This is a genomic window from Streptomyces sp. NPDC054961, assembly GCF_053609145.1.
In genome coordinates this window covers 118,897-142,428 of the sequence record NZ_JBSGWY010000020.1, presented here as the reverse complement: position 1 = coordinate 142,428, position 23,532 = coordinate 118,897, and the positions used below count along the sequence as shown (strand labels likewise).

The window sequence follows — 23,532 nt, the reverse complement described above, 5'->3', positions numbered from 1 at the left end:
ACTCGTGGGGGCGTTTTGGGGGGGGGGGTTGGTATATGTTTATCACAGTCACCCTGTGGCACGCAGTGTCACGCCTCGGCCCCCGCCGACAAAGTGGGGGCCGGCCGGGACGTCAGCGGCGTACGGACCCGCCGGCGTACGGAACCGGGCACGTACGGACCCGGGCGCGTACGGAACCGTCGGCGTGCGGGGGCCGGAACCCGCGGGGTGGCTCAGGCGATGCCCACCGTGTACGCGGCCCGGTAGCCGTCGCCTTCGCGTGCGGGAGCCAGGGTCATGGCGGCGCCGGAGGCCCGGTAGCGGCTGTCGCGGGTGTTGGGGTGCTCCGGCGCGGGACGGCGGGCGTAGGGCTGGAGCGCGTACACCCCCACCAGGAGCTCCTCGGGGAAGAAGAACTGCGAGGTGGTCCCGGTGTGGTCGTCGGGCCGCACCGTGAAGTGGATGTGCGGGGCCAGTCCCCGGTACCAGCCGGGCACGATCGTGCGGAACGTGCACCGTCCGGCGGCGTCCGTGACCTGGGTGCCGCGCAGGAAGCTGTCCTTGCCGGTGGAGTAGACGCCCGACGGGTCGGCGTGCCACACGTCGACGGTCGCACCCGCGACCGGACGGCAGCCGGCCGGCACCCGTACCACGGTCAGGTCCAGCCGGAACGGCACGCCGTCCCGGCCCTCCGTGATGTCCGACCGGACCCGGTCCAGGTCGAGGTAGTACGGGCCCGCGCCCGACTCCGTGGTGAGCACGCAGGCCGGGGCGGCCCGGCCGGACGGCGAGGACGACGGCGCCGGCGGGGTGGCCGGGGACTGGGGGGCCGAGGGCCGCCCCGCCGCTCCCCGGGTTCCGGCCGGGCCCGCGCAGGCCGCCGTCAGCGCGACGGCCCCGGCCGAGCCGGCGGCCAGCAGCACCGCGCGGCGGCTGGTCCGGGAGATGCCGTTCTCGGTCATGCGAACCCCTCGCGCGCTCCTGGGCCGTCGTGCCGGACGGCCACCGACCGCGCCCACCGTGCCGCAGCACGGGGGTCGCGACCAGCACCGACACGCTCGGGCTCCCCCGGAGGCGGAGTCCGGTCCGCCTCCCGGGCGCCGACGACCGTCCGCGCCTACTGCCAGTCCTCGTCCCAGGGCGGCTCCGTCTCGTCCAGGTCGAAGGGCGGTTCGTCGGGGTACGGCGCCGCGTGCGGAGCCTGTGGTGCGGGCGCACCGGGAGCGGGCGCACCGGGAGCGGCAGCGGCCGCGGCGGGCGCGGTGGCGCCGCATTCCGCCAGGGTGTCGAGGACGCCCTGGGCGTACTTGGTGAGCTTGGCCTCGCCGATCCCGCCGATGGTGCCCAGCTCCTCCGCGGTGGCGGGCAGCTGGACCGCGATCTCCCGGAGCGTCGCATCGTGGAAGACGACGTACGCCGGGACACCCTGCTCGCGGGCCGTCGCGGCCCGCCAGGCACGCAGGGCCAGGAAGACCGGCTCGGCGGCGGCCGGCAGGTCGACCGGGACCCGGGCGCCCTTCCCGGAGCGCGATCCGGACTCCTTGCGCGCCGGGGCCGGGGCCGCCTTCTCCTTGCGCATCGAGACGCTGCGCCGGCCGCCCAGCACCTCGGCGCTCTCGTCCGTCAGCACGAGCGTTCCGTACTCGCCCTCCACCGCGAGCAGCCGCAGCGCCAGCAGCTGGCGCACGACCCCCCGCCATTCGGCCGTGCCCAGGTCCGCCCCGACGCCGAACACCGAGAGCGCGTCGTGGTCGAACTGGATGACCTTGGCCGTCTTCTTGCCCTGCAGGATGTCGATGATCTGGCCGGCGCCGAACTTCTGGCGCCGCTCCTTCGCCAGCCTCCACACCGTGGACAGCAGTTTCTGCGCCGCGACCGTCCCGTCCCAGGACTCGGCCGGCGTCAGGCACGTGTCGCAGTTGCCGCACGGCTCGCCCTTCTGGCCGAAGTACGCGAGCAGCCGCGAGCGGCGGCAGTCGACCGTCTCGCACAGCGCGAGCATGGCGTCGAGGTGCATGCTCAGCGAGCGGCGGTGCGTCTCGTCCCCTTCGGAGCCCTCGATGAGCTTGCGCTGCTGGACCACGTCCTGCAGGCCGTACGCCAGCCACGCCGTGGCCGGCTCGCCGTCACGGCCGGCCCGGCCGGTCTCCTGGTAGTAGCCCTCGACCGACTTCGGCAGGTCGAGGTGGGCCACGAAGCGCACGTCCGGCTTGTCGATGCCCATGCCGAAGGCGATCGTGGCCACCACCACGATCCCGTCCTCCCGCAGGAAGCGCGCCTGGTTCGCGGCGCGCGCCCGCGCGTCCATCCCCGCGTGGTAGGCCACGGCGTCGATGCCCTGCTCGACCAGGAAGGCCGCGGTCTTCTCCACCGAGGCCCGCGAGAGGCAGTAGACGACTCCGGCGTCCCCGTCGTGCTCCGTCCGGATCAGCGCCAGCAGCTGCGCCAGCGGCTTGTCCTTCGGGGCGATGCGGTACTGGATGTTCGGCCGGTCGAAGCTCGCGACGAAGTGCCGGGCGTCCCCCAGGTCCAGTCGCGCCACGATCTCGGCGTGGGTGGCCTCGGTGGCCGTCGCGGTCAGCGCGATCCGCGGCACCTTGGGCCAGCGCTCGTGCAGCATGGACAGCGCGAGGTAGTCGGGCCGGAAGTCGTGGCCCCACTGGGCGACGCAGTGCGCCTCGTCGATCGCGAACAGCGACACCTTGCCCCGGTCGAGGAGCCGCTGCGCGCTCTCGGTGCGCAGCCGCTCGGGAGCCAGGTAGAGCAGGTCCAGCTCGTCGGCGAGGAAGGCCCGCTCGACGGCCTGCCGCTCCTGAGAGTCCTGGGTCGAGTTGAGGAATCCGGCCCGCACCCCGAGGGCGGTCAGCGCGTTCACCTGGTCCTGCATGAGCGCGATGAGCGGCGAGACGACGACGCCCGTGCCTTCTCTGACGAGCGCCGGGATCTGGTAGCAGAGCGATTTCCCGCCGCCCGTCGGCATCAGGACGAGGGCGTCGCCGCCACCGACCACCTGCTCGATGATCTCCTGCTGCTCACCGCGGAAGGAGCTGTAACCGAAGACGCGGTGCAGTACCTGCAACGCGTCGGAGGTCTCGGGGGACGCGTCCGGAAGGGCCATCCGAGAAGCCTAACGGCAGCCGCGGACACCCCGGCTCCGCCCGCCCGGACCTGTGGACGGCCGGACCCCCGCCGCGGGCTCCGCTACGACGGGGCCCCGCCGCCCCGCACGGCCGGGCCGCCGTTGGTCGGCGGGTAGCCCGGCCTCGCCGGTGTCGCCGGCCGCCCGGGCTGCGCGGCCGGCGCGGCCGGGCGCGCGCGGGAGGACGGGAGCGGGAGCGGCGGGAGCGAGGGCTCGTACAGCCAGGCCGAGAACAGGTCGTCGACCGGCTCGGCCGCGTAGCGCCCCACGTGGGCGGTGAAACCGGCGGTGGTCACCACGCCGTGGCGGTGCACGACGGCCCAGTCGCGCAGCATCCGGAAGAACGCACCGTCGCCCAGGGCGCAGCGGACCGCGTGCACGGCGAGGCCCCCGCGCTGGTAGAGGCGGTCGTCGAACATCAGCTTGCGGCCCGGGTCGGCCAGCCGCAGGTCCTGCGGCCGTGAGGCCAGCAGCCGGTGCGCGGCGGCCGCCAGCTCGTGTGCGGTGCGGCCGCCGGAGCGCTCCGACCAGATCCATTCGGCGTACTTGGCGAAGCCCTCGTTGAGCCAGATGTGCCGCCAGTCGGCGATGGTGACGCTGTTGCCGAACCACTGGTGCGCGAGCTCGTGGGCGACGAGGCGCTCCGAACCGCGGACGCCGTCCACGTGGTTGGCTCCGAACAGCGAGAGCCCCTGGGCTTCGACGGGGACGTCCAGTTCCTCGTCGGCGACGACGACGGCGTACTCGCCGAAGGGATAGGGCCCGAAGAGTTCCTCGAAGAGCCGCATCATGGCGGGCTGCCGGGCGAAGTCTCGGGAGAACCGCGGCAGCAGGTGCGCCGGCACGTGGGCGCTCTGCGGGACACCGCCGAGCCCCGGGTCCCCGAGCAGCACCGTCTGGTACATGCCGATGGACAGCCCGACCAGGTAGCTGGGAGTCGGCGCGGGCTGCTCGTACACCCAGGTGGTCGTGCTGGCCCTGGTCGTGCGGGTGAGCAGCCGGCCGCCGGCCACCACCGTGTAGGCGGAGGGCGTGTTGATCGAGATGTGGTACGAGGCCTTGTCGGCGGGCCGGTCGTTGCACGGGTACCAGGAGGGCGCGCCGACCGGCTGGCTCGCCACGAGCGCGCCGTCGGTCAGTTCCTCCCAGCCGAGGCCGCCCCAGGGGCTGGACACCGGTCTGGGGTTGCCCGCCCAGTGGACCTCCACGGTGAAGGCGGCGCCGGCGGGCAGCGGCTTGGCCGGTTTGATGCGGAGTTTGCCGCCCCGGTGGGCGTAGTGGGGCGCCCGTCCGTTCACCAGGACCCGGCCCACCTTGAAATCGGCCAGGTTGAGGTGGAACTCGGGGAGCGGTGCCCGCCCGGCGATCGCGTTGAGCCGGGCCGTCCCGGCCAGCCGGTTGGGGCCGGGACGGTATTCCAGAGCGAGTTCGTACCGGTGCACACGGTAACGGGGGTCGCCGTTGGCCGGAAAGTACGGGTCCGATGCCGCTGTCTTCTGGCCGCTCACTGCCGCTCCCTGCGCCGTGCCCTGCTGTGCCGTGCCTGCCGTGCTCTGTCCGTGCGATGTGCGACGTGCGAGGGACGACGTGCCGGAACCGGTCTCAGGACCGCCATGCCTCGATCGGATTGCCCAGCCAGCGGGAGTCGTCGGGGACGGATTCCCCGGCCATCACCAGCGAGGCGGGCCCCAGCGTGCTGCGGGCCCCGACCGTGCTCCCGGGCAGGACGATCCCGCCCGGGCCCAGGGTGGCGCCCTCGCGGAGGACCACAGTATCCGTCCTCAAGATCCGGTCGTGGAAGAGGTGCGTCTGCAGGACGCAGCCGCGGTTCACGCTGACCGCGTCGCCCAGCACCACCAGGTCCGTCTCGGGCAGCCAGTAGCTCTCGCACCACACGCCCCGGCCGACCCGGGCCCCGAGCGCGCGCAGCCACAGGGACAGCAGGGGCGTGCCCGGCACCGATCCGGCCAGCCACGGCACGGCCAGTACCTCGACGAAGGTGTCGGCGAGCTCGTTGCGCCACACGAAACCGCTCCACAGGGGGTGCTCACCCACCCGGTGGCGGCCCACCAGCAGCCACTTCGCGGCCACCGAGACCGCGCACGCGGCGGCGCCGGCGGCGAGCAGGGTGACACCGGAGAGGAGGGCGGTGCCCCAGATCCCGGGACCGTCCGCCCCCGTCAGCGCGCAGAGCGCCGCCACGGTCAGTACGGCCAGCGCGGCCGAGCAGAAGACCGGGAGGAGCCGGCACAGTTCCACCAGGCCGCGCGCCCACAGCAGGTGGGCGGGCGGATCGTACGTCCGGCTCTGGTCGGCGGCCGCCGCGGACCGCGGCAGCCGCACCGGCGGCAGGCCCAGGTACGAGCTGCCCTTCTTGGCCTTCTTCGGGGTGGCCGACAGGACTCCGACGAGCCCGTCGTCCGGCACGCTGCGCCCCGGGGCGGTCATGCCGGAGTTGCCGAGGAAGGCCCTGCGGCCGATCTCGGAGTGCCCGATCCGCATCCAGCCGCCGCCCAGTTCGTAGGGGGCGGTCAGGGTGTCGTCGGCGAGGAAGGCGCCCTCGCCGACCGTGGTGAGGCTCGGCAGCGCCAGCACGGTGGACACCTCGGCGCCCCGGCCGATCTTCATGCCGAGCAGCCGCAGCCACACGGGCGTGATCAGCCCGGCGTACAGCGGGAAGAGCGTCTCCCGGGACAGGTCCATCAGCTGGGTGACCGTCCAGGCCTGCCAGCCGATCCGGCTGTGCGTGGGGTGGACTCCCGTGCGCAGGCCCAGGCTGAGCAGGCGTACGGAGACCAGCAGCAGCAGCGCGTAGGCCATACCGAAGGCGAGCGCCCCGGGCACCACGGCGAGCAGTGCTCCGCGCAGGGCTTCGGCGAGTCCGGCGCCGGCGGGTACGAAGCGGCTCGCCACGAGCAGGGCGGGCACGGTGGCGACCACGGGCAGGGACGTGAGGCAGAAGCCGGCCGCCCCGTACGCCGCCCGCCAGGGAAGTCCGCGCGGCGGGCGCTCCTTGGGCCAGGTGCGCTTGGCCTTGCCGAGTTTGACGGCGGGCGCTCCGGCCCAGCGCTGGCCGGTCGGGACCTGCCCGACCACGGCGGAGCCGGGGGCCACCTCGGCCCGCTTGCCGACGCGTGCGCCGGGGAAGAGGATGCTGCGCGTGCCGACCACCGCGCCCGCGCCGACCTTGACCGAGCCGATCTCGAGTCGGTCCCCGTCCAGCCAGTGCCCGGAGAGGTCCACCTCGGACTCCACGGCGCAGCCGCGGCCGAGCTTGAGCATGCCCGTGACCGGGGGCAGCGAGTGCAGGTCCACCTCGGGGCCGATCTTGGCGCCCAGGGCCCGCGCGTAGCGCTCCAGCCAGGATCCGGTGAGTGCCGTGGCGCCGACGCACTCGGCCAGCCGCTCGGCCGTCCACAGCCTCAGGTGCACGCTTCCGCCGCGCGGGTGGCGGCCGGCCTTCACCCCGCGCAGCAGCAGCCGGGCGCCGCCGGCCGCGATCGCGAGGCGGCCCGGCGGGCTGAAGAGCAGCGCCGCTCCGGCGGCGACGAGCCACCAGGAGGCGGTCGGCGCCCACGGATAGGCCCCGAACCGGTGCAGGACGTTGCCCAGGGCCAGCAGCGCCACCGTCCAGCGCAGGCCGACGAGGGTGAAGAGCGGGAGCAGCAGCAGCGACTGGACCACCTTGGTCCGGAGCGGAACGGGCGCGACGCTCCGGGCCGCGCCGTCGTCCTGCGCGGACTTCTCCAGGTGCCGGGCGAGCTTGCGCAGGGTGGGCCGCTGGTAGATGTCGACTACGGCCGCGCTCGGGTAGCGGGTGCGCAGCCGGGTGGTGAGCTGGGCGGCGGCCAGGCTGCTGCCGCCGATGGCGAAGAAGTCGTCGGCGGCCGAGGTGACGGCCACGCCGAGGGTCTCGCTCCACTGCTCGGCGAGCCAGGCCTCGGTGCCGTACAGCTGCTCGACGGGGCCGGTGGTCTCCAGTTCGGGCAGCGGCCAGGGCAGCGCGTCGCGGTCCACCTTGCCGGAGGTGCGGGTCGGTAGTTCGCCGACCGGCGCGAGCAGCGGGACGAGGGCGGCGGGCAGTTCGGCGCGCAGCCGCGTCACCGCCGCCGCGTGGTCCCAGCCCTCCTGGGTCACCAGGTAGCCGACGAGCAACTGGTTGCCGCTGCGCGCGGTGCGCACGGCGGCGGCCGCGCCGGCGACGCCGGGCAGGGCCTGCAGAGCGGAGTCGACCTCGCCCAGCTCGATCCGGCGGCCGCCGAGTTTGATCTGCTCGTCGCCGCGGCCGAGGAAGACCAGGCCCTCCGGTTCGGCGCGGACGAGGTCGCCGCTGCGGTAGGCGCGCTCCCAGCCGAGGGACTCCAGCGGGGCGTACTTCTCGGCGTCCTTCTCGGGGTCGAGGTAGCGGGCCAGGCCGACGCCGCCGATCACGAGCTGGCCGCTGCCGCCCATCGGGACCGGCTCGCCGGACTCGTCGACCACGGCCAGTTCCCAGCCGTTCAGCGGGAGCCCGATCCGGATGGGCTCCTCACCGGTCAGCAGGGAGGCGCAGGCGACGACGGTGGCCTCGGTGGGGCCGTAGGTGTTCCACACCTCGCGGCCCTCGGTGACCAGGCGCTGGGTCAGTTCGGGCGGGCAGGCCTCGCCGCCGAAGATCAGCAGCCGCACCTCGCCCAGGTCCTCGGGCTCCCAGAGCGCGGCCAGGGTCGGCACGGTGGAGACCACGGAGATCTCCTGCTCCACCAGCCAGGGGCCGAGGTCGGCGCCGCTGCGCACCTGGGAGCGGGGCACGGGCACGAGGCAGGCGCCGTAGCGCCAGGCCAGCCACATCTCCTCGCAGGAGGCGTCGAAGGCGACGGACAGTCCGGCCATGACCCGGTCGCCGGGGCCGATCGGGTCCTCCGCGAGGAACAGCGCGGCCTCGGCGTCCACGAAGGCGGCGGCGCTGCGGTGGCTGACGGCGACGCCCTTGGGCTTGCCGGTGGACCCGGAGGTGAAGATGATCCACGCGTCGTGCCCGGGTCCGGGCCGTGCGGCGGGCGCCGCGGCGCCGGCGAGCCCGGTGGCCTCGATGCGCTGTCCGGCGCCCAGCACGGCCCGGACCCCGGCCTCGCCGAAGACCAGATCGGCCCGTTCGTCCGGGTCCTCGGCATCGACGGGCACGTAGGCGGCGCCGACGGCGAGCACGGCGAGGATGCCGGCGTAGAGCTCGTTGGTGCCCGAGGGCACGCGGACGCCGACCCGGTCGCCGAGTCCCACCCCGGCGGCGGCGAGGGCGCGCCGCCGGCGCTCGACCTCGACGGCCAGCGCCCGGTAGGTCAGCTGGGCGGTGCCGTCATCCAGGGCGAGATCGTCGGGGTACGCCCGTACGGAGGCCTCGAAGACGTCGACGAGGGTGCGCTCCGGGGCGGCGGGCCCGGCGGAGAACCGCGCGGACTTGCCGGTCTCCTCGGCCTCCTCCCGGCCGTCGCGCACCGTCGCGCCGTCGCGCACCGTCGCGCCGTCGCGCCCGGTCCCGTCGTCGAGCCCGGTCCCGTCGTCGAAACCGGTCCCGTCGTCGATCGGGGTGACTGCACCGCGCTCAGGTGTGGCTGCCATCGGCCCTCGCGTCTCGCTCCCGGAACCGTCCGGGTCGCCGGACGGAGCCCGGGTCTGCCCAGGTTGTTCCGTTCCAGCGCCAAACAACCCGCCAGTCTAGTGCGGGGAGAAGGAATCCCTTGCCGAAGACTTGCGCATGGCCGGGAAGAGACGGTAAAGAGGCGGCGCGGTGAAATGTTGATGTCGGGAGGGCGAGCCCGTCCACGGCCGCCCGCATGCCGCCCGGGCTCCACCCTCCCCGCTCCTGTGCGGTCAGGCGCCGACCGGGGCCGGGTCGCGGTCGATGACCTGGAGGAGCTTGAGCAGCCGACCGGTCACGGTGCGCCGCCCGCGGAGGACGCCGTGGTCAGCCCTCCCGTCACCTCCCGCGCGTGCAGGTCCGGGAGGAGGCCCAGTCGCCACGCCTGCCAGCCCTCCGAGAGGTCGACACCGCCGTCGAGGATCACGGCGTAGGCGTCGAGGCACTCGGTGAGCCGGCCGTCCCGCACGGGGTGGGCTACGGCGGTGAGGCGGGCGAGTTCGGCGCGGGCCCCGTCCAGGTCCGCCGGGAGTGCGTGGGGCAGGAGGGTGCAGCGCAGGAAGCGGGCCCAGTCCTCGCCCCGGCGGTCGGGGTCCTTGACGGACCTCAACCGATCGGCCGCTTCCATGCGTCCCAGGGCCTCGTCGGCCGCGCTGCGGACGCCGACGGGCTCCGTGTAGTAGTACTCCTCGTTGCGCACGGCCCTTTCGTGCCGCCGCTCGCCGTCGAAGTGCCGGCGGAACTCGTTGGGGAAACCGACGAGGCACGCCGTCGTGAAGTAGGTGGTGAGTCGGGCACCTCCCTCAGGCGTCCAGCCGCCGTTGACGAGCGCTTCCCGGCGGAAGCTCCAGCCCCTCGAGTTCCCCGGCGTGCCGAAAACCGCTGAAAAACCGGCCCAGGAAGTCCGTGGGCTCGTGCCGGGTCCACCACCTACGAGTCAGAGACAGACAACCCATCGACGAGGAGGCCCAGTTGAGTACGCTACCCGCCCCCGAACCGCAGGAGCAGACCACCCCCGCGACAGCTCCCTTCCTCCCGCTGCACACCGCGATCGTGCTCCTGGCCGCGGTCGTCATCGGCTTCGTGGCGGGAGGACTGACCTTTCTCAGCGGGGGCCCAGCGGCGGGATCCGTCCTCGCCGGACTGACCGCGGCGGGCGCGAGCGTTCCCGTCCTGCGCTCCCTGATCCAGTGAGAGCACCGGGGAGGCGGGAGGGCGCCATTCCGGCGGGGGCCGTTCCCGTCCCGCCCGTACTTCCGGGGCCGCTCTTCCTCTACGCTCGCCAGGTGATCAAGTCCTTGAGTGAGCTCGGGCGCGCCGCGCCGCGGACCGGTCCGCTTCCCGCCGGGCGGGCCGTGGCCGTGTGGACGCTGGACACCACCCTCGACGTGGTCGGCGGGTACCGGGTCCCGGACGCGGCGGCGGTACTGGACGCCGTCGAGGCCGAGCGTGCCGCCACGCTGCTGCGCGAGACGGACCGGCACCGCTACCTGACCTCGCACCTGGGCCTGCGGGCGCTGCTGGGCGGCTATCTCGGCCTGGCCCCGGAGGCGGTCGGGCTGACCCGGGAGGACTGCCCCTGCTGCGGCGGGCCCCACGGCCGCCCCGCCGTCGTCGGGGGCAGAGTGCACTTCTCGCTCTCGCACAGCGGGGACCTCGCCTATCTCGCCTTCGCCGGGGTGCCCGTCGGGGTCGACGTGGAGGCCGTACCGGGGCCGAGCGCCGCCGCCGACGTGCTGACGAGCCTGCACGCCGACGAGAGCGCCGAACTGCTGGCCCTGCCCGACGCCGTCCGGCCCGGCGCCCTCGCCCGCGTCTGGTCGCGCAAGGAGGCCTGCCTCAAGGCCACCGGCGCCGGCATCGCCCTCGGGCTCGCGGAGCCCTACGTCGGATCCGCCCCCGCGCCGGCGGCGGTCCCCGGCTGGACCCTGGCCGACCTGCCCGCCCCCGAGGGCTACGCGGCCGCCCTGGCCGTCCGCGACGCCTGAGCCGGGCGGGGCACACCCGCCTCGGGCCGGGGCCGCCCGCCCCGGCCCGTGACCACTGCGGGGCGCTCCCCGCGCCCCGCGGTGCACGAGGAAGGCGAACAGGCCTTCGCGGCAGGCCTGTCGGGCGCCCGGGACGCGGTCGCGGAACGGGCCGGGCAGCACCGGCGAGGCGACGGCGAGGCCCCGACCTGCGGGAAGAGGCGCCCGCGGGGCACGGCCGTTCCCCGGGTGGAGCCGATGGCCGACGGCATGGACCGGCGCGAGGACGCACACCTAAGATGACCATCCATCAGGTCATGTGACCCGGACTCTTGACTCTGTACTCCTCAGTAGCGATTCTCGATGCATTGCTTGCGCGGGACATGACAATCAGGCGTCGGGGTCGTCATTCCCCCGGCGCACGGCGTCCTCGACCGCGCCCTCCGCCGAACCGAGGACGTGAGTAGTGGCCATGAACCGCCAACCGCACGCGCACCCCCAACCAGGCTCGCCGCCGGGCACGCGACCGCACCGCCGGCGCAAACCGCTCGCGGTCCTTTCCCTGCTCCTCGGACTGCTGGCCATGGTGCTCGGCCCGGTCCCCGGAGCCTCGGCCGACGCCGGCTGGTGGAACCCCACCGCACGGCCCGGGCCCGACTCCCAGATCAATGTGACCGGCGAGCCCTTCAAGGGCACCGACGCCCAGGGCAACGTGCGGGGCTTCGTCGACGCACACGACCACATCATGGCCAACGAGGGTTTCGGCGGCCGGCTGATCTGTGGCCAGGCGTTCTCCGACCTCGGGGTGGCCGACGCGCTCAAGGACTGTCCCGAGCACTACCCGGACGGCAGCCTCGCGATCTTCGACTTCGTCACCAAGGGCGGTGACGGCAAGCACGACCCCGACGGCTGGCCCACCTTCAAGGACTGGCCCGCCCACGACTCGCTGACCCACCAGCAGAACTACTACGCCTGGATCGAGCGGGCCTGGCGCGGCGGTCAGCGCGTCCTCGTCAACGACCTCGTCACCAACGGCGTGATCTGCTCGGTCTACTTCTTCAAGGACCGTACCTGCGACGAGATGACCGCCATCCGTCTGGAGGCGAAGAAGAGCTACGACATGCAGGCCTTCGTCGACAAGATGTACGGCGGCCCCGGCAAGGGGTGGTTCCGCATCGTCACCGACTCCGCGCAGGCCCGCGAGGTCGTCAAGCAGGGGAAGCTCGCCGTCGTCCTCGGCGTCGAGACCTCCGAGCCGTTCGGCTGCAAGCAGATCCTGGACGTCGCGCAGTGCAGCAAGCAGGACGTCGACCGCGGCCTCGACGAGCTGTACAACCTCGGCGTGCGCAGCATGTTCCTGTGCCACAAGTTCGACAACGCCCTGTGCGGGGTCCGCTTCGACGAGGGTGCGCTGGGAACGGCCATCAACGTCGGCCAGTTCCTGTCGACCGGAACCTTCTGGAAGACGGAGCAGTGCGCGGGCCCGCAGCACGACAACCCCATCGGGCTGGCTCCGGCGGTGAACGCCGAGAAGGAGCTGCCGGAGGGCGTGGCGGTGCCCTCGTACGCCTCGGCCGCCCAGTGCAACACCCGCGGTCTCACCGAGCTCGGTGACTACGCGGTGCGCGGCATGATGAAGCGCAAGATGATGCTCGAGGTCGACCACATGAGCGTGAAGGCGGCCGGCCAGGCCTTCGACATCCTCGAGAGCGAGTCGTACCCGGGCGTCATCTCCTCGCACAGCTGGATGGACCTCAACTGGACCGAGCGCCTCTACAAGCTCGGCGGGTTCGCCGCCCAGTACATGAGCGGCTCGGAGGCGTTCAGCGCGGAGGCCAAGCGGACGGACGCGCTGCGCGACAAGTACAACGTGGGCTACGGCTTCGGCAGCGACATGAACGGCGTCGGCGGCTGGCCCGGTCCGCGCGGAGCGAACGCGCCGACCCCGGTGACCTACCCGTTCCGCAGCACCGACGGCGGTTCCGTCATCGACAAGCAGACCACCGGTCAGCGCACCTGGGACCTCAACACCGACGGCGCCTCGCACTACGGGCTGGTGCCGGACTGGATCGAGGACATCCGGCTCGTCGGCGGCCAGGGCGTGGTGGACGACATGTTCAAGGGCGCCGAGTCCTACCTGCGCACCTGGGGCGCCTCCGAGCAGCACCAGGCCGGGGTGAACCTCGCCTCGCACAAGGCCTCCTCCGCGAGCGCCTCGGAGTGGAACCCGATCTACAACTACAGCCCCGGACAGGCCGTGGACGGCGACCGGGGCAGCCGCTGGGCGAGCGACTGGAACGACGACCAGTGGATCCAGTTCGACCTCGGTTCCGAGAACCTGGTCAAGCGGGTCACCCTCGAGTGGGAGCGCGCGTACGGGAAGTCGTACCGCATCGAGGTCTCCACGGACGGCACGAACTGGCAGACGGCCTGGTCCACGACCACCGGTGACGGCGGCCTGGACACGGCGCAGTTCGCGGGGGTCCCGGCCCGGTACGTGCGTGTCCACGGAACGGGACGCGGCACGAAGTGGGGTTACTCGCTGTACGAAGTCGGTGTATACAGCAGCTGACGGCGTCGAGGGGATGCCCGGGAGCCGGCCGGCTCCCGGGCATCCCTTTCGGGGCAGCACAGGAACGAGGGGGAAACCGCACATGGCACGGATGCCGTTGACCGACCGGCGCAGACAGCTGACGGAGGCGGCGATCCGCGCGATGAGCCGCGACGGGGTGTCCAGGACGACGACCCGCTCCATCGCCGCCGAGGCGGGCGTGTCCCTGAGCGTCTTCCACTACTGCTTCGATTCCAAGCAGGCGCTGCTGGAATCGGTCATCGAGACGATCACCGGCCACTACATCACGATCGTGAAGGCCGTGATCGTGCCCCGGGACACCCTCCGCGAGACCGTCCGGGCCGGCTTCCAGGCCTACTGGGACCACGTGGTGGCCAGCCCCGGCGAGCACATGCTCACCTACGAGCTCACCCAGTACGCGCTGCGGCAGCCCGGGTTCGAGCACCTGGCGCGCCGCCAGTACGAGCTGTACTGCGAGACGTACGCCGAGCTGATCGAGGAGCTGCGGCGGATCACGCCGTTCGAACTCACCGTGCCGGTGGCCGTGCTGGCCCGCTACCTGGCGGCCATGACGGACGGGGTGACGCTGAACTTCCTCGCCGTCGGCGACGAGAAGGCGGCCGCCGGAATCCTCGACATGATCGCCGACCACGTGGCCGGACTCGTCCGCCAGGACTGACGGCGGCCGCGGCCGCCGCCCCCGTCGTACCCGCGAGGAGCCCTCCCCGGCCGGCCCGGGGCCGGGCCTTCCCGCCCGCCCGCCCGCCCGCCCCCAGGCTCAGTCCAGGGCCGGATGGACTTCCGGGTGCTCGTCCCACCAGGCCCGGTGGAAGGGGTTGTTGTCCACGTTGGCCAGGTACGCGCGGGCGGCGGAGAGGTAGAAGAGCTCCGCCTGATGGGCCGAGACCGTGGACCGGTTCCAGGCGAGGCGGATGCGTCCTGTGATGGGTGCGCCGATCAGGGGGCGCATCACCGTCCCCGCCACGGCCGGCGCGGTGGGCTGGCTGAGGGCGACGACCCGGCCGGCGGAGATCAGGTCGTACTGCATCATCCGGTCGGTGATCCGGTAGCGCAGCGACGGGGTGAACCCGGCCTTGGCGCAGGCCTCGACGAGCGCCTCGGGGCCGCCGTCGTCGTCCTCCACCAGCGTCATCCACTGCTCGTCGGCGAGGTCGGCGAGGTCGATCGCCTCGAGCCGGGCCAGCGCGTGGCGTGCGGACATCCGGATGCAGAACGGCTCCTTGGGGACCAGGGTCCGGGCCAGGACGCCCGCGGGCAGCGGGACTTCATGGTCGTTCACCTCGCCGTAGACGATCACGTCGTAACGGCCCGCCCCGAGCATCCGGACCAGGGCCGTCACCGAGTCCTCGAGGTCCACGGTGATCTCCCGGCCGGCCAGGGCCAGGTCCTGCCGTGCGATGAGTCCGTCGATCAGCACGAGCAGGATGCAGCCCAGGCGCAGCGGGGCGTCGGTCGTACGGGCGCGCGTCTCGGCTCCGAGGGCGTCCATCTCGCTGAGCACCCGGCGGGCTTTGGCCAGGACGAACTGACCGAGCGGGGTGGGCTCGACCCCGCGTCGGCCTCGGACGAAGAGTTCACCTCCGGTGACCCGTTCGATCCTGCGCAGCTGTGCGGAGAGCGCCGGCTGGGAGACCCCCAGCATCCGTGCCGCGCCCCCCAGGCTGCCGGTCTCCGCTATCTGGCAGACGGCTTGCAGATGTCTCAACTCCAGCTGCATCCGGGCAGCTTACGCAGCGTCATGCGAGCGCACCATAACGCCGGTCTTATGCGCGCAGGGATGTCCCGATCTCATCATGGACACGCCCATACTCAGCCGCGAGCAGCCAGATTCTCATCCCTTTTTCACCCCCCACACGATCGGAGTGGACTCTTGCAGCCCACCAGATGGATGGCCGTCGTCGCGGCCATGGCGCTGACCACGGGCCTCGCGGGCACCGTGGCCGGCGCCGCTTCCGCCAGCCAGGTGTCCGGCCCGGCCCCCGCCCCGACCAAGGCCGAACGGGCGGTCGCCGCGGCGGACGCGGCGGTACGCAGCGGCCTCGACACCTTGGTCAACTCCCCCGAGCAGCAGTACGACCGGCGCCTGGTCACCCCCTGGGTGCAGGACCTGTACTCCGTCGCGTACGAGCGCAGCTACCGCGGCCTGCCGGTCGTCGGCGGTGACGCGGTGGTCCTCGCCGACGGCGAGGGCCGGGTCCGCGCCGTCCAGTCGGCCTCCTCGACCGTCATCGACGTGGCGACCACCCCGTCGGTGACGGCGCGGGCGGCCGAGAGCACCTCGCGCGGCGAGCTGTTCAAGACCGAGCAGGTGGCGCAGAGCGGCCGGCTCGTCGTCAAGCTCAAGGACGACAAGCCCGTCCTGGCCTGGGAGACCGTCCTGGTCGGCCGGACCCGTACGGCGCCCAGCAAGCTGCACGTCTTCGTGGACGCGCGCACCGGCGCGGTCCTCGACCGCTTCGACGAGGTGGTCGCGGGCAGCGGCAACAGCAAGTGGAACGGCCCGAACCCGCTGACCATCGACACCACGGCCTCCGGTGGCACGTACTCCCTGCGCGACCCGAACCGGACCGGTCTGAGCTGCGCCGACTACAGCTCCGGCACGGTCTTCTCGAAGTCCTCGGACTCCTGGGGCACGGGCAACCCGACCTCCAAGGAGACCGGCTGCACGGACCTCATGTTCGCGGCCCAGAAGCAGTGGGACATGCTGAGCCAGTGGCTCGGCCGCAACGGCGTCAGCGGCAACGGCCGCAGCTTCCCGGGCAAGGTCGGCCTCGGCGACCTGAACGCGTACTGGGACGGCAGCTCGGTCACCATCGGGCACAACCAGGCCAACGAGTGGATCGCCGGCGTGGACGTGGTGGCCCACGAGTACGGGCACGCCATCGACTCCAACACCCCCGGCGGCACCAGCGGCCAGGAGGCCGGGCTCGGCGAGGCCACCGGTGACATCTTCGGCGCCCTGACCGAGGCCTTCATCAACCAGCCGTCCCCGTACGACACCCCGGACTACCTCGTCGGCGAGATGATCAACCTCGTGGGCAGTGGTCCGATCCGCAACATGTACAACCCGCCGGCCGTCAACAACGACCCGGCCTGCTACAGCTCCTCGATACCGGGGACCGAGGTGCACGCGGCCGCCGGCCCGCTGAACCACTGGTTCTACCTGCTCGCCGAGGGCACCAGCCCGGGCGGCGGCAAGCCGAACAGCAGCACCTGCAACCAGTCCACGCTGACCGGCGTGGGCGCGCAGAACGCCGGCAAGATCTTCTACGGCGGCATGCTCCTGAAGACCTCCAGCATGTCCTACAAGAAGTACCGGACCGCGACGCTGAGTTCCGCCAAGTCGCTGGACGCCACCTGCGACCTCTTCAACAAGACCAAGGGCGCCTGGGACGCCATCAGCGTGCCCGCCCAGTCGGCCGACCCGACCTGTACCCCCAGCGGCCAGAACAGCGACTTCTCGCTGGCGCTGAACCCGTCCTCGGGCACCGTCCAGCAGGGCGCCTCGGTCACCACCACCGTCGCCACCGCGATCTCCACGGGCACCGCCCAGCAGGTGACCCTCACCGCGTCCGGCCTGCCGGCCGGGGTGAGCGCCTCCTTCAGCCCGGCCACCGTGCAGTCCGGCCAGTCCTCGACGCTGACCCTGACCGCCTCGTCCAGCGCGGCTCCCGGGCCGTCCACGGTCGTCGTCAAGGGCCAGGGCACCAGCCTCTCGCACACGGTCGACTACGCGCTGACCGTCGGCGGCACCACGCCCGTCCCGGGCGCGCCGAACATCGACGTGGCGGCCGTCCAGGCGCACTTGACCCAGCTGAACGCGATCGCCTCCCAGAACGGCGGCAACCGCCGTGCGGGCAGCGCCGGTTACACGCAGTCCGTGGCGTACGTGAAGGGCAAGCTGCAGGCCGCGGGCTTCACGGTCACCGAGCAGAACTGCTCCTCCTGCACCTACCCGTCGAACAACCTGATCGCGGACTGGCCCGGTGGCCCCGCCGACCAGACGATCATGTTCGGCTCGCACCTCGACAGCGTCTCGGCGGGCCCGGGCATCAACGACAACGGCTCGGGCTCCGCGACCCTGCTGGAGAACGCGCTGGTCCTCGCCCAGAAGAACCCGACGATGACCAAGCACGTGCGCTTCGCCTGGTGGACGGACGAGGAGCAGGGCCTCAACGGCTCCGAGTTCTACGTCAACCAGCTCAGCAGCACGCAGAAGTCGGCCATCAAGGCCTACTACAACTTCGACATGGTCGGCTCGACCAACGGCGGCTACTTCATCAACAACGTCAACTCCACCGCCGCCGCGCCGCTCAAGGCCTACTGGACCTCGCTGAACCTCGCCCCCGAGGAGAACGTCGAGGGCCAGGGCCGCAGTGACGACTACTCCTTCCAGCAGGGCGGCATCCCCACCTCCGGCTACGCGGCCGGCGCCAGCGCCCGCAAGACCTCGGCGCAGGCGGCGAAGTGGGGCGGCACCGCGAACGCGGCGTACGACGCCTGCTACCACAGCTCCTGCGACACCACGAACAACATCAGCCCGACCGTCCTCGACCGCAGTGCCGACGGCGTCGCCTACACGATCTGGAACCAGGCCGTCGGCGGGACCACCCCCGGCCCCGACTTCTCGATCAGCGCCTCCCCCGCCAGCGGCAGCGCGAACCCGGGCGGCAGCACCACCTCCACCATCAGCACCGCCACCGTCAGCGGGGCCGCCCAGACCGTCGCCCTGTCGGTGACCGGCGCCCCGGCCGGGACGACGGCGACCCTCAGCCCCACCTCGGTCCAGTCCGGCAGCTCCTCGACGCTCTCCGTACAGGTCGGCGCGAACACCGCGCCCGGCACGTACACCCTGACCGTCACCGGAACGGGCTCCGTCAGCCACACCACCACCTACTCCCTGACGGTCACGGGCGGCGGCACCTGCACCCCGCGCCAGCTCGTCTCCAACGGCGGCTTCGAGAGCGGCGCCAGCCCCTGGACGGCCACCTCGGGCGTCATCACCAACCAGGCCGGCGAGACCCCGCACACCGGCTCGTACAAGGCCTGGCTGGACGGCTACGGCCAGACCCACACGGACAGCGCCTCGCAGTCGGTGACGATCCCGGCCGGCTGCTCCTCGTACCAGCTCGGCTTCTACCTGCACATCGACACCGACGAGACCGAGAACACCGTCTACGACACCTTCACCGTCTCGGTGGGCGGCCAGACGCTGGAGACCCTGTCCAACGTGAACGCGGCCTCCGGCTACCAGCTCAAGACGTACGACGTCTCCCGGTTCGCCGGCCAGAGCGTCACCCTGAAGTTCCAGGGCGTGGAGGACCCGTCCCTCCAGACGTCCTTCGTCGTGGACGACGTCACCCTCCAGGTGAGCTGACGACCCCGGCACCCTGAGTCCCCCCCGGGCGGCATCCGCTCCGGCCACACGGCCGGAGCGGGTGCCGCCCGGCCGTGCGCGGTGTATGCAGGAGGCATGGACCTCTCGGCGCCGCACTCACGCACCAGCCGGTTCCGGGACTCGCGCGCAGTACTCCTCGCGGTGCCGTTCGCACTGATCGCCGCCGTGACGGTGGTCGACGTCCTGGCCCCTCCGGAGGTCCACCTGGGCCCCTTCCTGGTCGCCGCCCCCGCGCTCACGGCCTCCTTCGCCGGGCCCCGGACCACCGCGTTCGTCGGTGCCGCGGCCGTGCTCGCGCAGGTGTCCGTGGCCGTCGCGCGGACCTCCCTCACCGACCTCAACCACACCTTCCAGATCATCGCGCTGATCCTGATCTCGGTCTTCGTCACCTTCTTCGCCCATCTGCGCGAAACGCACGAGGAGCAGCTCACCCGGCTGCGTTCCGTGGCGGTCGCCGCGCAGCAGGTCGTCCTGCGACCGCTGCGCGACCGGATGGGCCCGCTGCGGATCGCCTCCGTGTACCTGGCCGCCGAGGCGGAGGCCCAGATCGGCGGCGACCTGTACGCGGCCGCCCGCACCGCCGACAGCAGCCGGCTGATCATCGGCGACGTCCGCGGGAAGGGGCTGGAGGCGGTCGGGGACGCCGCGATCGTCCTCGGCGCGTTCCGGGCCGCCGCCCATCTGGCGGCGGACCTGCCGGGGCTCGTCGCCCATCTGGAGGCTGCCGTGGCCGCCGACCCCGACCGGGGCGCGGACGGCCCCGGGAGCCCGGAGGAGGGTTTCACCACAGCGGCCGTGCTGGACATCCCCGACGGGGAGCCCGCCCTGCGGCTCGTCAGCTGCGGGCACCCGCCGCCCCTGCTGCTGCGCGGGGGCCGCGTCGTACCCCTCCTCGTGGACCATCCGGCGCCGCCGCTGGGCCTCGCGGAGTTCGTGGACTCCGGGCTCACCGCGCAGTCCTTCGCCTTCGAGCCGGGCGACGTCGTCCTCCTGTACACGGACGGCGTCAGCGAGGCGCGCGACGCCTCGGGCGCCTTCTTCGCCCTGCCGGAGCGGGCCGCGCGATGGCCCGGCGACGGCCCCGACGCGCTGCTGCGCCACCTGTGCGCGGACCTCCTCGCCCACACCCCGGGCGGCCGGCTGGGCGACGACGCGGCGATGGTGGCCATCGAACGCGTCGGCGGACGGGCCTGAGCGCGCCGGGAGGGGCCGGCCCCGGGTCACGGGCCGGCCCCGCCCGCGAGCGGTCAGCCGCCGTCGCGGATCGCGACGATGCCGTTGAAGACGCCCACGTAGGCCGTGCCGTCGGGGCCGAGGGTGATCGGGGCCCAGTTGTTGTCGTACAGCGGGCCCGTGCCGGTCAGCTGCCGCCAGCGGCGCTCGCCGGTACGGAAGTCCACCGCCGTCAGGTACCAGGCGTCGATCCCCCAGAAGTTCGGCTCCTTCTCGTAGAAGTAGAGCAGCCCGTTCGCGGTGGAGAGCTTGGGGACGACGGAGGGCGAGCGGATCGCGCTCTGCCAGACCGTGTCGCAGCCGCTGCCGTCGGCGCGCACGTCGATGCGGCTGACGCCGCCGACGACCGACCTCCCGAGGACCAGCGAGGTGACGTTCTCGTAGCCGTAGTTGTTCTCGACGACGATGCTGTTGCCCCAGGTGATCAGGGAGTTGTCGGTGGTCGAGGCACCCGGCCCGAAGACCGGGACCTTGCACACCAGCCGCTGGTCGGACGGCACGTCCACACCCCGCTTGTAGACCAGGACGTTCATCCGGTCGTCGGCGTTGTCGGTGATCGCGACGTAGCCGTCGCCGAAGAGGTCCGGCGTGGTGCCCGAGCCCTGGTTCACGGAGCCGGGCTTGGTCCCCGTACCCCGGTCGTAGGTCTGGCGCCACTGCACCGCGGGGGTGCCGTCGTCGTCCGCGCGGAAGCTGTACAGCGCGTGGTCGGTGACGATGGACACGCCGTCCTCCGCGACCGAGAAGGAGTTCTGGATCTCCTCCCCCGCCAGCCGGACCGAGCGGATCCGCGAGGTCTCCGGATCCACGGTGCCGACGCGGCCCTGGCGGGTGACCCACCAGATGCGGCCGCTCCAGTCGGGCATCACCGACGTGACGGGATCGCAGGTGCCCGAGGGCCAGAGGTTGGTCCAGTCGACGCAGTCGTGCGGGACCTGGCCGGTGAGGTCCCAGTCGTCGTCCACCCTGAACCGCCAGCCGCCGTCCGGGTTCTGGACGTGGGACAGGCGCAGGACGTGCTGCCGGGAGTCGGCCAGCACCGCCCGGTCCTGGTCGTCCAGGTAGAAGTAGGCGCCGCCCGAGGTGTCCTTGAAGATCTTCGAGAAGTCCAGCGAGGTGATCGCCTGGACCGTCGAGGACCGCTGCGGGAGCTGGTACTCCGCGAGCGTGGCCAGCGTGCGGGGGTCCAGCAGTTTGACCTTGAAGCCGCCGAAGGTGCCGCACACGGTGACCAGCCGGCCGGCCGAGTCGAAGGTGGCGGTCGCGCACTCGCCGCCGAGGGCGGCGATCTTCTCGCTGGTCACCCGCGGGTCCTTGCCGAGCGGCCCGGGCCAGGGGGACGTGGCGCTCCCGGCCGCGTCGGAGTGCATGCCGCTGCGGCCGTTGGGCGCGAGGAAGGGGTGCTGCGGCGGGGCTTCGCCGGGCAGCGGGGCGGCGGTCACGGGGCCGCCGTCGTAGTGGCTGACCAGGCGGTGGCCGGGGGCCAGGGGTATCTCCTCGGCGGCGGCCGGCGGTATCCCGTACATCACCGCGCATGCGGCGAGGACCGGCACCACAGCGCAGTTCAGCGCTCTTCGCAACATCCGGACGTCCTCCGTTGTCTTGGCCTCTGTTGACACCGCGTATGACATCGCGCCGCGGCCAGACGCTAGATCGCACGGCCCGAGGAGTCCATGGAAGAGCCGGATGATTCACGAAGGCGCAACAGTCGATCACCGTGCGCGGGACGGCCGGGGTCACCTAGGGCTTGAGGTCGCCGACCACGCCGGCCGTGGCCGAGAAGCCGTCGTGGATGGTCGCGGCCAGGCTGCTGCTCGCGAGGAAGAAGCCGAGCAGGACGCAGACGAGCGCGTGCGACAGCTTGAGGCCTCCGCCGCGCATGAACATCCACGCGAGGAAGAGGAGCAGGACGACGACGGAGAGGGAGATCACCATCGGAACACCTCCTTACGCGGCGCCATGGTGGCGCAGGAGAAGGGCTCCGGGAGCGAAACCCGTGTCCGCCAAACGGGTGTTGACCGTCCGTGACCGGCGGTCAGTCCTTGACGATCTCGCCCCAGCGGGCCGTTCGCCCGCACCAGCGCCCGAGCAGGACGGGGTCGTGACCCACCGCCAGCAGCCCGGCCCCGGACTCCGCCCGGTACTCCTCGACCACGCCGACCAGCGCGGCGGTGGTGGACGCGTCGAGCATGGCGGTCATCTCGTCGCACACCAGCCAGCGGGGCCGCAGCACCAGGGCCCGCGCCAGGCAGGCGCGTTGCAGCTGGCCGTCGCTGACCTCGTGGGGCCTTCGGGCGAGCAGGTCCGCGCCGAGGCCGACCCGCTCCGCCAACGCGGGGACCGCGGAGTCCACTTCGCCGCGCCGTCCGTTCGCCCGGAGGGGTTCCGCGACGAGGTCGCGCAGACTGAGCCGGGGATCCGCCGACAGCCGGGGCTGCTGGAACACCACGCCGACCGCGGTGCGCAGCTCGCGCGGGGCCTTGTGCCGGAAGCCGGTCACGGCGCGGCCGCCGAAGGCGACCGTCCCCCGGTCGGGCCGGTGCAGCAGGGCGGCGACCCGGGCCAGGGTGGACTTCCCGCAGCCGCTGGGTCCGAGCAGCCCGAGGGATTCGCCGGGGCGCAGGCTCAGGCAGGCGTTCCGCACCACGGGGGCGCGGCGGTCGTATCCGGCGGTGATGCCGGTGAGCTCAAGCACGGTGGCAGGCCACCCCTTCGGAGAGCGGGGGGCGCTCGGCCCGGCAGCGGGCGTCGGCGAGCGGGCAGCGGGCGGCGAAAGCGCAGCCGGGCGGCAGCGCGCCGAGCTCGGGCGGGGCGCCGGGAACGGGGGTGAAGGCCCGCTCGGGGAGGGCGTCGAGGAGCCCGCGCGCGTAGGGGTGGCGCGGGCCCGGAGCGCCGAAGAAGGCGTCGGCGGGGGCGTGTTCCACGATGCGGCCCGCGTACATGACGGCCACCGTGTCGGCGATGCGGTGAGCCGCCGCGAGATCGTGCGTGATCATCAGCAGCGCGTGGCCGGCGCCCCGGGCGTGGGCGCTCAGCTCGTCGACGGTGCGGTCGACGAGGTCCCGGTCGAGGCCGGTGGTCGGTTCGTCGGCGAGCAGCAGGGGTGCGTCGCCGATCAGGGCGAGCGCGGTGGCGGCGCGCTGGGCGAGGCCGCCGGACAGCTCGTGCGGGTACCGGTCGAGGTGGCTGGCGGGGAAGGCGGCCCGGGCCGCCGCCGCCCCGGCCGCTTCGCGCAGTTCCGCCTTGGCGGTCCCGGTCAGCTCGCGGACCGTTTCCTCCAGGTGGGACCGGATGGTGCGGACCGGGGTGAGGTGCGCGGCCGGGCTCTGCGGGACCAGCGCGACGCGGCGGCCCCGGATGGTCCGGGCGAGGCTCCGCTCGTCGAGGGCGAGGAGGTCGACTCCGTCGGCGAGCCGGGCCGAGCCGGCGGTCTCGGCGTTGCCGGGGAGCAGCCCGAGGAGGGCGGAGGCCAGGACGGACTTGCCGCAGCCGCTCTCGCCGACCAGGGCCAGGCACTCGCCGGGGGCCAGGGTGAGGGTGGCGTCGGTGACGGCCTCGACGTGCCGGCCGCCGCGCATGCGGAAGCGCACGGACAGCCGGTCCAGG

The 23,532-nt window shown here is 72.9% G+C and carries 16 protein-coding genes; 6 read left to right on the top strand and 10 right to left on the bottom strand.

Features of this window, described 5'->3' with window-relative positions:
- Positions 1-212: 212 nt before the first annotated feature.
- From ACWF9Z_RS19780 to ACWF9Z_RS19760, 5 genes are all read right to left on the bottom strand, one after another.
- A complete protein-coding gene (locus tag ACWF9Z_RS19780) occupies positions 213-941 on the bottom strand; it encodes a dioxygenase family protein (protein ID WP_453603731.1) in 729 nt (242 codons plus the stop codon).
- Positions 942-1,096: 155 nt separating this feature from the next.
- The gene (gene recQ, locus ACWF9Z_RS19775) at positions 1,097-3,097 is read right to left on the bottom strand and encodes a DNA helicase RecQ (RefSeq protein ID WP_453603729.1); all 2,001 of its coding nucleotides are present in this window, start codon (positions 3,095-3,097) and stop codon (positions 1,097-1,099) included.
- Between the two features lie 83 nt (positions 3,098-3,180).
- Positions 3,181-4,626: a M1 family metallopeptidase gene (locus ACWF9Z_RS19770; RefSeq protein WP_453603727.1), complete on the bottom strand. Its 1,446-nt coding sequence runs from the start codon at positions 4,624-4,626 to the stop codon at positions 3,181-3,183.
- Positions 4,627-4,720: 94 nt separating this feature from the next.
- On the bottom strand, positions 4,721-8,716 hold the full coding sequence (locus tag ACWF9Z_RS19765) for a Pls/PosA family non-ribosomal peptide synthetase (RefSeq protein WP_453603725.1): 3,996 nt from the start codon (positions 8,714-8,716) through the stop codon (positions 4,721-4,723).
- 314 nt (positions 8,717-9,030) lie between these two features.
- Positions 9,031-9,435 (bottom strand): hypothetical protein, encoded by a 405-nt coding sequence (locus tag ACWF9Z_RS19760; RefSeq protein WP_453603723.1) that lies wholly within the window; start codon positions 9,433-9,435, stop codon positions 9,031-9,033.
- Between the two features lie 272 nt (positions 9,436-9,707).
- On the opposite strand from ACWF9Z_RS19760, the gene ACWF9Z_RS19755 reads away from it, so the two are divergent.
- From ACWF9Z_RS19755 to ACWF9Z_RS19740, 4 genes are all read left to right on the top strand, one after another.
- Positions 9,708-9,929, top strand: a complete 222-nt coding sequence (locus tag ACWF9Z_RS19755) for a hypothetical protein (protein WP_453603722.1) — start codon at positions 9,708-9,710, stop codon at positions 9,927-9,929.
- Positions 9,930-10,021: 92 nt separating this feature from the next.
- Complete coding sequence (locus ACWF9Z_RS19750; RefSeq protein WP_453603720.1) at positions 10,022-10,723, top strand: 4'-phosphopantetheinyl transferase family protein; 702 nt, start codon at positions 10,022-10,024, stop codon at positions 10,721-10,723.
- A 562-nt stretch (positions 10,724-11,285) separates the two neighbouring features.
- Entirely contained in the window at positions 11,286-13,274 is a 1,989-nt protein-coding gene (locus ACWF9Z_RS19745) for a galactose-binding domain-containing protein (RefSeq protein ID WP_453603748.1), read from the top strand.
- A gap of 82 nt (positions 13,275-13,356) precedes the next feature.
- Positions 13,357-13,953, top strand: coding sequence for a TetR/AcrR family transcriptional regulator (locus ACWF9Z_RS19740; RefSeq protein ID WP_453603718.1), 597 nt, complete (start codon positions 13,357-13,359; stop codon positions 13,951-13,953).
- Positions 13,954-14,052: 99 nt separating this feature from the next.
- Here the strand turns inward: ACWF9Z_RS19740 and ACWF9Z_RS19735 are convergent, their stop codons facing one another.
- Positions 14,053-15,012: a LysR family transcriptional regulator gene (locus ACWF9Z_RS19735; protein WP_356653627.1), complete on the bottom strand. Its 960-nt coding sequence runs from the start codon at positions 15,010-15,012 to the stop codon at positions 14,053-14,055.
- 171 nt (positions 15,013-15,183) lie between these two features.
- Between ACWF9Z_RS19735 and ACWF9Z_RS19730 the strand changes: the two genes are divergently transcribed.
- On the top strand, positions 15,184-18,672 hold the full coding sequence (locus ACWF9Z_RS19730; RefSeq protein WP_453603746.1) for a M28 family peptidase: 3,489 nt from the start codon (positions 15,184-15,186) through the stop codon (positions 18,670-18,672).
- A gap of 96 nt (positions 18,673-18,768) precedes the next feature.
- A complete protein-coding gene (locus ACWF9Z_RS19725; protein WP_453603715.1) occupies positions 18,769-19,887 on the top strand; it encodes a PP2C family protein-serine/threonine phosphatase in 1,119 nt (372 codons plus the stop codon).
- 53 nt (positions 19,888-19,940) lie between these two features.
- On the opposite strand, the gene ACWF9Z_RS19720 is transcribed toward ACWF9Z_RS19725, so the two are convergent.
- From ACWF9Z_RS19720 to ACWF9Z_RS19705, 4 genes are all read right to left on the bottom strand, one after another.
- Entirely contained in the window at positions 19,941-21,509 is a 1,569-nt protein-coding gene (locus ACWF9Z_RS19720; protein WP_453603714.1) for a hypothetical protein, read from the bottom strand.
- 157 nt (positions 21,510-21,666) lie between these two features.
- On the bottom strand, positions 21,667-21,861 hold the full coding sequence (locus ACWF9Z_RS19715; RefSeq protein ID WP_453603712.1) for a hypothetical protein: 195 nt from the start codon (positions 21,859-21,861) through the stop codon (positions 21,667-21,669).
- 100 nt (positions 21,862-21,961) lie between these two features.
- Positions 21,962-22,621 (bottom strand): ABC transporter ATP-binding protein, encoded by a 660-nt coding sequence (locus tag ACWF9Z_RS19710; protein WP_453603711.1) that lies wholly within the window; start codon positions 22,619-22,621, stop codon positions 21,962-21,964.
- A complete protein-coding gene (locus tag ACWF9Z_RS19705) occupies positions 22,614-23,504 on the bottom strand; it encodes an ABC transporter ATP-binding protein (protein WP_453603745.1) in 891 nt (296 codons plus the stop codon). Before ACWF9Z_RS19705 ends, ACWF9Z_RS19710 begins: the two co-directional genes overlap by 8 nt.
- Positions 23,505-23,532: the final 28 nt, after the last annotated feature.

What these genes read in the sequence shown, in the direction of transcription:
- ACWF9Z_RS19780 (WP_453603731.1), bottom strand. Translation starts at nt 941, where the DNA reads ATGACCGAGAACGGCATCTCCCGGACCAGCCGCCGCGCGGTGCTGCTG.
- recQ (WP_453603729.1), bottom strand. Translation starts at nt 3,097, where the DNA reads ATGGCCCTTCCGGACGCGTCCCCCGAGACCTCCGACGCGTTGCAGGTA.
- ACWF9Z_RS19765 (WP_453603725.1), bottom strand. Translation starts at nt 8,716, where the DNA reads ATGGCAGCCACACCTGAGCGCGGTGCAGTCACCCCGATCGACGACGGG.
- ACWF9Z_RS19745 (WP_453603748.1), top strand. Translation starts at nt 11,286, where the DNA reads ATGGTGCTCGGCCCGGTCCCCGGAGCCTCGGCCGACGCCGGCTGGTGG.
- ACWF9Z_RS19740 (WP_453603718.1), top strand. Translation starts at nt 13,357, where the DNA reads ATGGCACGGATGCCGTTGACCGACCGGCGCAGACAGCTGACGGAGGCG.
- ACWF9Z_RS19735 (WP_356653627.1), bottom strand. Translation starts at nt 15,012, where the DNA reads ATGCAGCTGGAGTTGAGACATCTGCAAGCCGTCTGCCAGATAGCGGAG.
- ACWF9Z_RS19730 (WP_453603746.1), top strand. Translation starts at nt 15,184, where the DNA reads ATGGCCGTCGTCGCGGCCATGGCGCTGACCACGGGCCTCGCGGGCACC.
- ACWF9Z_RS19725 (WP_453603715.1), top strand. Translation starts at nt 18,769, where the DNA reads ATGGACCTCTCGGCGCCGCACTCACGCACCAGCCGGTTCCGGGACTCG.
- ACWF9Z_RS19720 (WP_453603714.1), bottom strand. Translation starts at nt 21,509, where the DNA reads ATGTTGCGAAGAGCGCTGAACTGCGCTGTGGTGCCGGTCCTCGCCGCA.
- ACWF9Z_RS19715 (WP_453603712.1), bottom strand. Translation starts at nt 21,861, where the DNA reads ATGGTGATCTCCCTCTCCGTCGTCGTCCTGCTCCTCTTCCTCGCGTGG.
- ACWF9Z_RS19705 (WP_453603745.1), bottom strand. Translation starts at nt 23,504, where the DNA reads ATGCGCGGCGGCCGGCACGTCGAGGCCGTCACCGACGCCACCCTCACC.